Origin of the sequence: Salinactinospora qingdaonensis (assembly GCF_039539445.1) — a bacterium.
Taxonomy (GTDB): Bacteria; Actinomycetota; Actinomycetes; order Streptosporangiales; family Streptosporangiaceae; genus Salinactinospora; species Salinactinospora qingdaonensis.
In genome coordinates this window covers 75,357-88,134 of sequence record NZ_BAABDD010000008.1, presented here as the reverse complement: position 1 = coordinate 88,134, position 12,778 = coordinate 75,357, and the positions used below count along the sequence as shown (strand labels likewise).

Here is a 12,778-nt window from a genome sequence, read left to right as displayed (position 1 = left end):
AGGGCTGCGCATGGGGATGGCTATCGAGCGGGTCACCACCGCCTAGACTCGAACCCTGTGAGTCTGTCTATTGGGATCGTCGGCCTGCCAAACGTTGGCAAGTCCACGCTGTTCAACGCGCTTACCAAGAACCAAGCTCTGGCGGCGAACTACCCGTTCGCCACCATCGAGCCCAACGTCGGTGTCGTCGGCGTGCCCGATTCCCGGCTGGGGGCGCTGGCCGAAATGTTTGACTCGGCCAAGGTCGTGCCCGCCACGGTCACCTTCGTCGACATCGCCGGCATCGTCCGCGGCGCCTCCGAAGGGGAGGGCCTGGGCAACCAGTTCCTCGCCAACATCCGCGAGACCGACGCGATCTGCCAAGTCATCCGGGTGTTCGATGATCCCGACGTAACCCACGTCGATGGCGACATCGTGCCTTCGCGCGACATCGACACGATCAACGCCGAGTTGATCCTGGCCGACATGCAGACCCTGGAGAAGGCCGTGCCACGGCTGCGCAAGGAGGCCAAGACCAACGCCAAGGACAAAGACAAGCAGGCCACGGCCGATGCCGCCGAGGCCGCCCAGCGTGTCCTTGAGGAGGGCCAGCCGCTGTCTTCGGGAGGGCCGGCCGCCGGGATCGACCTCAGCCTGCTGCGCGAGCTGAACCTGATGACGGTCAAGCCGTTCCTGTACGTCTTCAACCTCGAAGCCGAGGAATTGGCTGACACGGAACTGCGTAAACGCCTCGCCGACCTGGTGGCGCCCGCAGAGGCGATCTTCCTCGACGCCAAGATCGAGGCGGAGTTGGCTGAACTCGACGAGGACGAAGCGGCCGAGCTCCTGGAGTCGATGGGCCAGACCGAATCCGGGCTTTCACAGCTTGCCCGGGTCGGCTTTGCCACACTTGGCCTCCAGACCTATCTCACCGCCGGGCCAAAGGAAGCCCGCGCGTGGACGATCAAGAAGGGCGCCACCGCCCCCGAAGCCGCCGGCGCCATCCACACTGACTTCCAGCGCGGCTTTATCAAGGCCGAGATCATCTCCTACGACGAACTCATGGCGGCGGGGGGACTCCAGCAGGCCAAGGCCGCCGGCAAGGTCCGGCTGGAAGGCAAGGACTACGTCATGCACGACGGCGATGTCGTGGAATTTCGTTTCAACGTCTAGCCACCCCGCACGGCCCGACCGGTCGGCGGGGCCGCAGCCCGCGCGACCCACCCCCTGAGAGGCACCGTGCGACAACCCCCGAACCACTCTCCACAACGCCACACTTTCCTATCCAACGATCGGTTTTCCCATTTCGGTCATACCCGAATGAGATCAACGACCTTGTCTATACCTCGCTTTGCCTGGTGAATTCTGCGAAGACGCAGCTTTGGTGAGAAGAAGAGCCGGGTAGAACCAGCGGGCTGGCTTGAAACGAACGAAACACGGTCGTGTAATCGCCGTGTAGATCCCAAGTCATGCCGCACCATAGAGGATGGGGTAAACAGACCAAGGCGGACGGCAGTGGCGCTCCCCGGCGGGCGCTTGTGGAACGGGATGGAGACGTGATGGCTCGCAAGTCGACCGCACGGCGTGGCGGCGCCCCCTCCGACAGCGCCTCCACCGCGTCGACGGCCGACACCTGGGAGGGCGTTCGAGCCCGTCGCCCCCGAAGCGGGGCGGGCGGACGCTGGTGGGTGTGGCTCGGCCGTGCCCTGCTGTGGGCGTTCATCCTCGTGGTTATCTTCAACGGCATCTGGATGCCGTTGCGCTCGGGCTTTGCCCAGCAGCCCGACCAGCCCTCCGAGGCCACCGACGCCCCCGACTTCCCCCGTACCGCCGCGGCTGCGTTCACGCTGCGCTTCGCCGAGGTCTACCTCAACACCCAAGACAGCGAGCAGCAGCGCGCCAGCGACCTCGCGGAGTTCCTCCCCGAAGGCCAGGCCGCTTCCCTCGCCACCGACGCCGCGACCCTGAGCGCTGAGAACATCCAGGTGCTCAAGGTCGAGGTCAAGGACGCCAACAACGCCATCGTCACCCTCAGCGCCGACATCAACGGCGCCCCCATGAGCCTCGATGTTCCCCTCTACGCCAGCCACGGCGGCTCCGCCCTCGTCGTCTCCGGCAGGCCGGCCCTGATCTCGGCTCCCACCAAGGCCCAACTGCCCGAGCAGGCCGGGATCACCGGCGACAGCCAAGTCCGTCGGGAGTTGGAGCCCATACTCGAAGGGTTCTTCGAGTCCTACGCCGAGACCCCCGAGCACCTAGCGCGCTACCTGGAGTCCGGAAGCTCCATCAACGCGCTGCCGACCGGTACGGTCTCCTTCGCCGAACTGCGGAAGGTGTTCGTGCCCACCACCTCCGAGCAGCGCAGCGCAGACGTGCGCGAAGTCCGAGCCACCGTGGTGTGGCGCCTTCCCAGCGACGGTGAGGACGACAGCGATGACACGGCCGAACTCGTCCAGAGCTATTTGCTGACTGTTGTCAAAGACGGCAGCTCCTGGTACGTCCGTGCCGTGCAGGGTGCCCCCAACTCGTTCGGTACGTGAGCGCCAAGACACGGAGTCGATCAGGGCGCCCCCAGTAAGGAGACGTGACAAGACCATGCAGAACACACCGATCAGACGGGATACACGAGAGGGCGGTCAGTAGATGCTCCCCCTCCTGATGAGTGTCGCCGACAGCGCCTCCAGCGCCTATGACGCGACGGTCGCCACGGTGCTCGCCGGGACGCCCGCCCCCACAGCGCCCGCCGGCCCCGACACCTCCGGGCTGGCGGACTGGCTACGCGGGTTCTTCGGACCGCTGTTTCTCGTCATCGTCTCGATTGTCGCGATCTTCTTCCTTTTCACCAGGGAGATCACCCGCTTCGCACAGTTCATCATCCTGGCCATCTTCATCGGAATCGTCTTCTACGTGCCAGGAATCATCGAAGTGATCGCGGTGGCCATCGCGCGTGCAATGGGCGTGACGACCGAGTAGGAGGCCGCAGACGTGGACCTGCCCACGTACACCAATATCTGGCGTATCGAGAAGCGGCTGTACAAGCTCTACGATTTTCGGCTGCCCAGGCCGCTTCCAGTCGTCACCTTTGGTGTGTGGCTGGGGGTCACTGTCGTCTGGTGTGTCCTGATGCAACTGGTCGGGATACCGTTCGCACCGCCCTTTGGCCATGTGGTGTGGCTCGTCCCGCCGGGCGTGATCGCCGTCTTGGCCTCGCGCCCGGTCATCGAAGGCAAAAGACTCAACGAGCTGCTGCTCTCCCAAGCCCGCTATATCGCCGAGCCGCGCGTCTACACGCGCCTCGCCCCGCAACACGAACCCACCGAGATCACGGTCACCGCCCGCGTCTGGCACCGCGCCTTTCCCGCGCGCGCCCGTCAGGGGCACCCCGCCACCGACACGGCTGAGACCGCCCGGGAGCACGGCGCCCCCGACCGTGGCGAGGTCGAGCACGAGTGGAACCACGAGCCCTTCGCCCAACCACTCGGCTCCCTCATGGCCGCCGCCGAACCCCCACAGCCGGCCCAAGCCGCCCCCGAAGCCGACCCCGAACCCACCACCGATGCCGAGCAGGGGCCTCCCGCCCTCGCGCCGGCGGCGCTGCCCACCACCGACATCGACCGTACCCCTCTCACCTCCCCGTCGGCCGAGCCGCGGGAAACCGCCGAGGAAGACCCGCTGGTCGTCAGGGCGGCCTCGCCGTCTCTGGAGCAAGCACCGGCCGAAGCAACCGAAACCGCCCCGGACGGCGACGCCTCGCCACAGCCGGCCCCCGCAACCGCGGCCACGGCCGAATCCGCCGAGCCCGCCCCCGCCACGCAGGACTCCCCGCCCAGCTCCCCCGCATTCGCACCCCACACGGAGGAGGAACCGCTCCACGTCCCCGGCACGTGGCCCTACGCCGAACACGATCACCACACCCCCGCCCCGAAGCAGTGGCGCCCGGTCCAGTCAGCTCAGCAGCCCCAGCAGGAACAGCGCCGGCGCCCCCGGTCGCTCGGCCGTCGCGTGCTCAACTACTTCGGCTTCGCCCTCCCCAAAGCTCCATCCAAGGACACAACGTCCTCCGACGGCGCGGCGCGGCACACTCCCGAGCCGTCGCGCCCCAAGGCGCCCAGCCGTCCCGACCCCCCCGAGCGCCACCGCGCCGGCGACGAGCCCGCTGCGCCTGCGCTCCCCGCGCCGTCGAACGAGGAGCCCGAAGAAACCGAGAACGCCCCCTGGTACACCTCTCTAGGCGTCTCCTCCGGGGAAACCCCCTGGCCGCTGTCCTCCAAGGCCGCCTACCAGCGCGGCGACACCCAGCCCATGGCCCCATCCGCCCCCGACCGCACGGTGGCGCGCCGCAGGGCCGAAGAGATCATGGCCGCCCCCGCACCCGACAACGAGCAGCCGTCAGCGGTCGCTCCCGAAACCGCCGGATGGCTGCCCCAGCCAACAGCCGAGGAAACCGATCCTCCAACAACCCAGGCCACCGACTCGGCTGAGGCCACGGGGGAGACCACTGCCCCGGCCGCCGCCGACCCCTCCCGGCCGGCCACGCAGGCCGCACCCCCCTCCGAGAACGCCCCCTGGAACCACGAGTGGGCGCGGCGCCGGCTGCGCGGGCGCGGCCAAAGCGCCGCGATCAAGCGCCGCCTGGAACGCGAACGCGCCCACACCCCACAGCCCCCCGAGCGCGGGCACGGCCTCGCCACCCCCGCCACCGCGGAGGAGGCCCAACAGCAGCAGGAACAGGCGCTGCCCCGGGAACGCCCCCACGCTGCCCCCTGGGAACTGGCCGACCCAGCGCCCCATCGCGACGGCGAGCCGACCGCCGAGATCGCGGACACGCCCGAAACCGCGGCCCCCACAGCCGAGCCCGCCACGCATGGTTCGGCCGTTGCCCCCGAGGACATCGGCGATCACCCGCTCGCGGCCACTGCTTCCGACACCGGTGAGCACACCGGAAGAGACAGCGACTCCCCCGAGGACACCGGGCTGTCACCGGCCCCCGACACCGGTCTCGTCCAGCCAGGACAACAGCCTGACCCGCTCACCGAGTGGTTCGGCCCCGAGGCCCCCGAAACCCAGCGGTCAACCCCCCACGCCCCCACCTCCGGCGCCGATGCGCCGCGCGACGACACCCCCCGCCGTGGCGGCTCCGGGCTGACCGAACGGCGCAAGCGACTGCGGCGGCAGAGCCAGCCCGCCACCCCGCCCTACGGTCAGCGTTCCGCCGACGCCGCAGCCCCCAGCGAGCCCACCGACCCGCCCCGCGAGCAGGAACCGCAGCCCGCCCCACCTGCCGCGGAACCCGCCCAGCCCGCCGAAGCCGCGGCGAACTCCGATCCGCCGGCCGCTCCACAGCCCGCACCGGATGAGGACCGCCCCACGGCGTTCCCCGGTGTCGCGGTCCCTCCCCCCACGGCCGACACCGCGTCGGGGCTCGGCGAGACCGCTCCAGCGCCACCAAAGGACCGCGCTGCCGAACCTAGCCGCCAGGCTCCCGAGGCCGCCGAACCGTCTCCCCAGCCTGTGGACCACGCCGCTCCGGCCGCCCCGCTCCAGTCGCCGGCGGCGCCTGCCGGCAACGCGGCCGGCTCTCCTCAGCCAGAGCCTGGGATCTCGACACCACCGGCCGACCGGGACGAGCGTGAGCCCGCCGCCAGTGAGGGGACCGCCTCGACCGACCCAGCGGAGTCCGTTGCCCCCGCTGGGGCTCACGACGCCCACGAGCGCCCCGCCCAGACCGGTGAGAGCACCGACTCCCAGGCTCTCGCCGACACGCCGCCAGCGGCCCAACAGCCCTCCGCAGCCGCTCCCAGCGATCCCTGGGGCAGCGACGCCCCGGCACCCACCGGTGACGCCGCCCCCCAGGCCCAGACCGCCGCGGCTTCCGCCGACGCCCCGGAGCCGCCGCAGTTCAAGCCGTCGCTGGAACTCGACCACAGCACCGGCGAACACGAGAGTTTCTCCGACGTCTCCGGTCCGCGCAGCCGCCGCACCCTGCACGACTTTGAAGCCGCTGAGCGCGCCGCCTTCCTCGCCCGGCGCGGCGATGCCGGCACAAACGACACCGCCGACTCCCCACCGCCGGCCCACCAGCAACGTTCCCGAGCCGCCGGGGACGCCGGACCCGCGTCGTCCTCCCCCAGGGGAGCGGCGCAAACCGAAAACACCGACGAACACACCAGCGCCCCCGCTGAGCCGCCGGCCGCCCGCTCCGCGGATCGGCTTTCCCGCGGCGTCCGGTCCGGTGGCGACCCGCACGCTTCGCCGCAACGGCTCGCCGCTTCCGATCAATCCTCCAGCGACGAGAGCGTCTTCACCCGCGTCGCCAACAACGCCAGTCGCATGGGGCAGCTCTTCACCCCCTCAGAAGGAGCCGTCCCCGAGGACCACACAGAAGCATCCACCGAGGACCGCGCCACCCCTTCCGCGGCCCCCGCGTCCAGCCGGCCAGACCAGCCGAGTGAACCGAGCCAGCCCACCGCCCAGGGCCCCCACGAGCCCGACACCCCCAGCCAAGGCGCCGCTGTCGACAAGCCAGGTCTGCAACTCGACCACGGAACCGGCGAACAGCAGCTACTGGCGGGAGCCCCCGGCATCGCCACACCCCCCGGAGACGACAACGGCACCGACACCGCCGTCGCCTCCGCCGACATCGCCGGCACCGGCCACTCCACCACCCCACCCGGCCAGCCAGAACACGCCGATACCTCCACCGGCGGCGCCAGCGGGCCCGCCCAACCGGAGGCCGCGCCCCCACCGGCGAGCAACGCTTCCCCCTCGCCCAGCGGCGGCACCCGCGGCTGGCGCCGGCTCGCCCGCGTGGTCACCGGCGGCAACGCCGCCACCCCCAAGACGGAACTCCCCGAAGGCGACCTCAGCCGCCTGCGCACCCCCATCGAGGGCAGCCGCCGCGTCGTCGTCCTCGGCTGCACCGGCGGTGCCGGACAGACAATGACAGCGCTCATGCTCGGCCACACCCTCGCCGCCTACCGCGACGGCCGCGTCGTCGCCGTCGACGTCAACCCGGGCAGCGGCGGCCTGTCCCGCCGCATCCAGGCCGAGACCCCCGAGACACTGACCTCGCTGCTGGCCAACACGGGAGGCGTGCACAGCTACCCCGGAATGCGCGGCTTCACCTCACAGACCAGCAGCGGCCTGGAAGTCGTCACCAGCTTGGACGACCCCTACGTGCAGACCCTCGACGACCGCGACTACGCCGGGCTCACGGGCCTGCTGGAGCGGTTCTACGAGATCACGCTGCTCGACCCAGCCGCCACCGGCGTGGCACGCGCCCTGCCCGTCGTCGACAGCCTCGTCCTCGTAGCCCCGGCCAGCGCTGACGCGCAACGCGCGGTCGCCATGACCTTTGAATGGCTCGATGGTCACGGCTACGGCCATCTGCGCTCTAAAGCGGTCGTTGTCGTCAACGGGGTCAGCAAACGCAGCCTCAACGACGTCGACGCCGCCGAGCACGTCGCCCGGGGGCGGTGCCGCGCGATCGTACGAGTGCCCTGGGACGATCATCTCGCCGCTGCACGCGACGTCATCGACGTCGACGCCCTGCGCACCACTACCCGCCGCGCCCACGCCGCACTGGGCGGGGTGCTCGTCTCTGGATTCGCCACCGCCTCGGATGCCGCCCGCCCCTCGTCGGAGGCACGGCGGTGAGCACTCCGGACACGACGCCACGACAGCGTGCTGCCGTGACCCCAGCCCCGCGCGCATGGGAGACGGCTGTCCCTCGCCGCTGCCGGCGCGCCCTGGCAGAGCAGGGGAGCGCCTCCCCAACGCCACGCGGCCTACCGCACCCGCCCCCGCGCCGCGCAGCCAAGCGTCGTCAGCGGCGCCCCCCAGCCTCGCCGACGGTGACCATCTACCACACCCCCTCCGGCACCGTCGTCGCCACGAGCAGCACTACCGGGAAGGACACGCCATGAACGGCAGCAGAGGCGCCAGCAGGCTGGCGGTCCGCTACTTCGACGACCGCGTCCTCCTCAGCGATACCGAAGCCTGGGCCTACTTTCGGCTGCCCACGGTCTCCTACGAGTTCTCCACCCCGGAAGAGCGCGAAACTCTCGCCACCAACATCACCATCGCCCTCGCGGCCATCCGCATGAACGACGCCGAGGTCCACCTGCGTGTCGCCCACCGCACCTACCCCGCGGCGTCATGGGCCACCAGGCTCGACCGCACCTCCGACTCCGGACCCGGCTGGTACGGCTACCTCGAAGAGATGTACCGCCACGTGTGGGCCAAAGACTTCTGGATCAAAGAGGTCTACCTCGGCGTCCGGCTCGGCCAACGGGGCGTGCGCGCCCAACTCTCCCAAGGCATCTTCTCCCAGCTCTTCACCGCCTACCAGCGCACTGAGCAGATCCTGGGTTTGGAGGACGACGCGATCGACGCCAAAGAGATCGAGCGCTGGACCGAACAGGCCGAACGCCTCGGCCGCGCCCTCTCCGCCAGTTCCCTGCACGCCCGCCACGCCTCCTCCACCGAGCTCGCCTGGTTGTTCCGCCACGCTGTGACCGGCACCGTCGAAGAGCCACGCCGCTCAGCAGCCGGCCGCCGCACGTGGGGGCGCGGCGAGATCGAGGCGCTCGTCGAAGGCGTCATCCACAATGGGCGTTCCATGCTTTGCCTGGAACAGCCCGCCGGCTCCACCTACGTCGCCTACCTCTCCTTCTCCCGCTTCCCCGACCTCATGGCCTTCCCCGACGGCGAACCGTGGCTGCACTACATGGACGCACTGCCGTTCCCCGTCGAAGCCAGCCTGCGGATGAAACTCGTCCCCCCGGCTAAAGCCAGCAAGGACGTCGGCCGCAAACTCGCCCACGCCCGCGACATGGACGCCCACATCCGTGAGGCCGGGGTGGAGGCCCCCATCGCCCTCGCCGAGCAGATCGATGCCGCGCGCATGCTGGAGCACGGCATCACCAAAGAGCGGCTCCCCTTCGTCTACGGCTGGCACCGCCTCATGGTGTCGGCACCCACTGAGGAACTGCTGGTGCAGCGGGTTGAGGCCGTCATCGAGCACTACCGCGACATCGGTATCGACATCGTCAACTCCACCGGCGACCAGTTCTCGCTGTTCTGCGAATCGCTTCCCGGGGACCGTATCCGGCTCAGCTCCTATGCGCAGCGCCAACCCCTGCGCACCATCGCCGGCGGTATGCCCGTCGCCACCGTCGACCTCGGTGACCGGGTCGATTCCTCGCAGGCGGGGTGGATCGGTCCCTACATCGGCGAGACGTTGGGGCGCGCGCGGTCGATCGTCCACTTCGACCCCATGGTGGCCGCTGCCCGCAACCGGCCCACCGCGATCGCCATCACCGGCGAGCCCGGCGGCGGCAAAACCACGTTGGCGCTGCTGCTCATCTACCAACTCGCACTGCGTGGGGTGACTGTCGCCGCCATCGACCCCAAGGGCGACGCTGAATCCCTCGTGCAGTTGTTGCAGCGCCGGGGCCGCAAGGCGCGCGTCATGTCCCTGGGCTCTGCCGAGCCTGGGCTGCTCGACCCTTTCGGGTTCGGCGACGACTTGCCCATGAAGAAGACGATGGCCACCGAGACCCTGCGGCTGCTGCTGCCCCGCATGAGCGAGGAACGGGAGTCGGCCATGATCCAGGCGGTCTCCGCTGTCGCCAACCAGCCACGTCCCAGCCTCGCCAAAGTGGTGGACTACCTGGAGGCATCGAACGATCCGGCCTCACGCAACCTCGGCGCTGTGCTGCGCTCCATGTCGGAGATGCGGCTGGCCAGCCTGTGCTTCGACCCGCAGGGGGAGCAGCAGATCGAGACGGAAGGGTGGACGACCGTCTTCACGCTCGGCGGTCTCACGCTGCCCGACTCCGCCATCCAGCGCGAGGACTACAGCTACGAGCAGCGGCTGAGTGTCGCCCTGCTGTACCTGGTCAGCCAGTTCGCCCGCCGCCTTATGAACGGGATCGACCGCAACCTGCCCAAAGCGATCTTCCTCGACGAGGCGTGGGCGGTCACCTCCACCCCGGAGGGAGCCAAGCTCGTTCCCGAAGTTTCCCGGATGGGCCGTTCGCGCAACACCGCGCTCATCCTGGTCAGCCAAAACGCTGGTGATCTGCTGAACGAGCAGGTCACCAACTGTCTCTCCTCAGTGTTCGCCTTCCGTTCCTCCGAGCGGGTCGAGGTCGACAGCGTCATGGCCCTGCTCGGGGTGGAACCCTCCGAGGAGCACACCGCCATGCTGCGCAACCTCGGTAACGGCGAATGCATCTTCCGCGACCTCGACGGCCGTGCGGGACGCATCGCCGTCGACCTTGTGTCGGAAGAGCTGCTGCGGTGGCTCGACACTAACCCGACGAGAGTACGGCCCGACGTTGAGGAAGACGGTGCCTTGATCAGCACTGGGCAGGAGCTGCGAGGATGACGGAATCGACCAACCGACGCCGAGGACCGCTGTGGCGCTTTGGCCGCACCGTGATGCTGGCCGTGCTGATGCTGGCCTTCGTCACGCTCCCTCTGGGATCGGTCCAAGCCGCCGTTCCAGGCTGCGAAGGGGACCCCGCGCCCCAGCCCGAAGCCGCAGGCTCAGGAGCCGACGGCCTGCTGGTGCCGCCACAGTCGCAGGCAGCCATTGACGGCTCTCCAGACGGGTTGCCTCCCGACGCGAGCCTTTATGGCCAGTACGGCACAGCGGGACAGCAGTGGCATGTCATCCGCGAGTCGTGCGTCGACAAACTCGACTCCAGCGCGGTGGCCACCCTCAGCAATACCGCATGGGATCTGTCGAAGACAATCAATCAGTCGACGATCACCGTCTACCAGGCCGCCACTTCCGACGGACTGCTCGCCAGCTTCAACGAACTCGTTGAGAATGTCATCGTCGAACTCCGTGAAGGGATCTGGCGCCCCCTCCTGCCCACCGTCATCATCCTCGGAGCGGTGTGGCTGGGCTGGTACGGCCTCATTCGGAAACGGGTCACGCTGACCATCGAAAGTGCCGTATGGATGGTGCTTGCTACGGCATTGGGAATCTGGATTCTGGTCAACCCCGGCCAGATCTTGAACTACGCCGGATCGGCGGTCAACACTGGGGGACAGCTTGTTAATACGACTGTCTCGCAGATCTCTGTTTCGGGGGTCTCTAATTCGTGTCCGGCCGGATCTCCGGAGATACAGAAAGCGGACTGGGAAAGCGAAAATGACTTCATGGTTCGCAAGAATTCTCAGATGCTCTGGACGGGATTGGTTTGCAGGCCTTGGGTGGCTGGGCAATTTGGAAGTGGAGTTATTTCTAGTAGTGCAGAAGAAAAATATGGCCTGGATCTGTTAAGGGCTCAAGGTATCAGTCGGGCTGAGCAGCAGCAGATAAGCCAAGGGGAAATTGATCCAGTTGAGCTTGCTGAAAGTAAGCAAGAGAGGTACGAAGAGATATCTCAGGATATCCAACGGACCTATCCCGAGATTTATCCTATTTTTGAAGGTGAGCAGCAAGGAAGTAGGCTAGGGGTTGCTACTTTGGCGCTTTTCTCTTCGGTTTTTGCCGGAGGACTCATCCTTGCTGGCTCTGTGGCGCTGATAGTTCTGAAAATCGGGTTCCTTCTTCTGCTGCTTCTTTCTCCGATTTTTCTTCTGATTGGTGTTCATCCAGGTTACGGTCGTTCTGTTTTGCTTCGCTGGTTTGAGATGGTACTCGGGCTTCTGCTGAAGCAAATATTTATTGTTCTTCTTATATCTCTTCTGGTGATGTGCTACGGCCTGGTGATGGGGCTGAATTTCGGTTGGGGTTTGCAGATGATTCTGCTTGCCCTGTTCACGGTTGCCCTCTTCATCTATCGCAAGCCGTTCGCTCACCTCTTTGCCTCGGTCAATGCGAATACCTTCACCTCTCGGATGGTCAGTGACGCGGTCAGCAGTAACGCGCTGAGTAAGAGCGCCAATGCCTTGCCGCCTGTGGCCTACATGCGGGCACAGAAGTGGGGGCTGAAGCGGGCCCCACAGTTGGCTTCTGCTGCGGGGGCCATCCCCGCCGGCGCGGGTGGGGGTGGGGCAGCCATGGGTGCTGCGGAGGCTGCCGAAGGTGGCCGAGCTCCCTCGACACCGGCCGAGAGCGACACTGCGGCGCAAGATGGCGCGACAGTCCGAGGTGAGGGTGGACGTGCCCGCGGAGTGGGGGGGTACGGTCGTGCGCGTGGAGGCGCAGCGCCACCGCCCCTCAACCTCGACAACCAGGCAGCTCGTGAGGACGGCGGACGCCAGCAAGGAGCTTCCCCGAGCCGTAGTTCGTCGCAGGCTCCCAAACTCAGCGATGCGGCTGCTGCCAGCGGAGGTCTTAGCTCCTCACCCTCCTCGGCTAGTAGTAGTGTCCCGCCTCGCCCTGCCGGCGGTTACACGGGAAGCGGCGACACTGGGTGGTCCTCGGTCTTTGGTGGCTCTGCAAAAGGCGGACAGCAGCGTCCCGCACCCCGCGCCAGAGCCAGTGGTGGGACAGCAGAGCCTGCTGAGCCCACCGAACGTCCGGAGTCCAGTTCCGGACGTGGAATATTCGACGGCCGTGCTGCGACTCCTCCCCGTGGCAAGGTTCCTCCCGAAGGCTCCCGTTGGGGAGGTTCCCGTAACAAACGCCAGGCACCACCCCCGCCGCGAGCCTCCCGGCCAGCATCGGAACAACGAGACGGCGACAACTGGTTCAGTTCGGGCACCAGTAGCAATGAGAGTCAGGGGCCGATCAACACCCCCTTCTGGGCCAGCTCCGAGGGGCAGCGCCGCCGCGATGCGAGCGGCGACATCCCGTTTTGGCTCCGTGAAGACGAGGACTGATTCAAGCTCAAGC

Annotated in this window: 6 protein-coding genes; all 6 read left to right on the top strand. The window is 67.9% G+C overall.

All coding sequences use genetic code 11. The features are described 5' to 3' along the window. Positions 1-57: 57 nt before the first annotated feature. The 6 genes from ychF to ABD848_RS10705 all read left to right on the top strand — a co-directional run bounded on the left by ychF (position 58) and on the right by ABD848_RS10705 (position 12,765). Positions 58-1,152, top strand: coding sequence for a redox-regulated ATPase YchF (ychF, locus tag ABD848_RS10730; RefSeq protein WP_344970455.1), 1,095 nt, complete (start codon positions 58-60; stop codon positions 1,150-1,152). A gap of 386 nt (positions 1,153-1,538) precedes the next feature. Next, complete coding sequence (locus tag ABD848_RS10725) at positions 1,539-2,519, top strand: conjugal transfer protein (protein WP_344970453.1); 981 nt, start codon at positions 1,539-1,541, stop codon at positions 2,517-2,519. Positions 2,520-2,622: 103 nt separating this feature from the next. Continuing rightward, the gene (locus ABD848_RS10720) at positions 2,623-2,952 is read left to right on the top strand and encodes a hypothetical protein (RefSeq protein WP_344970451.1); all 330 of its coding nucleotides are present in this window, start codon (positions 2,623-2,625) and stop codon (positions 2,950-2,952) included. 12 nt (positions 2,953-2,964) lie between these two features. Then, the gene (locus ABD848_RS10715) at positions 2,965-7,635 is read left to right on the top strand and encodes a TcpE family conjugal transfer membrane protein (RefSeq protein ID WP_344970449.1); all 4,671 of its coding nucleotides are present in this window, start codon (positions 2,965-2,967) and stop codon (positions 7,633-7,635) included. A 265-nt stretch (positions 7,636-7,900) separates the two neighbouring features. Continuing rightward, on the top strand, positions 7,901-10,372 hold the full coding sequence (locus ABD848_RS10710) for an ATP-binding protein (protein WP_344970447.1): 2,472 nt from the start codon (positions 7,901-7,903) through the stop codon (positions 10,370-10,372). Then, on the top strand, positions 10,369-12,765 hold the full coding sequence (locus ABD848_RS10705) for a type IV secretion system protein (RefSeq protein WP_344970445.1): 2,397 nt from the start codon (positions 10,369-10,371) through the stop codon (positions 12,763-12,765). The genes ABD848_RS10710 and ABD848_RS10705 overlap by 4 nt, the downstream gene beginning before the upstream one ends. Positions 12,766-12,778: the final 13 nt, after the last annotated feature.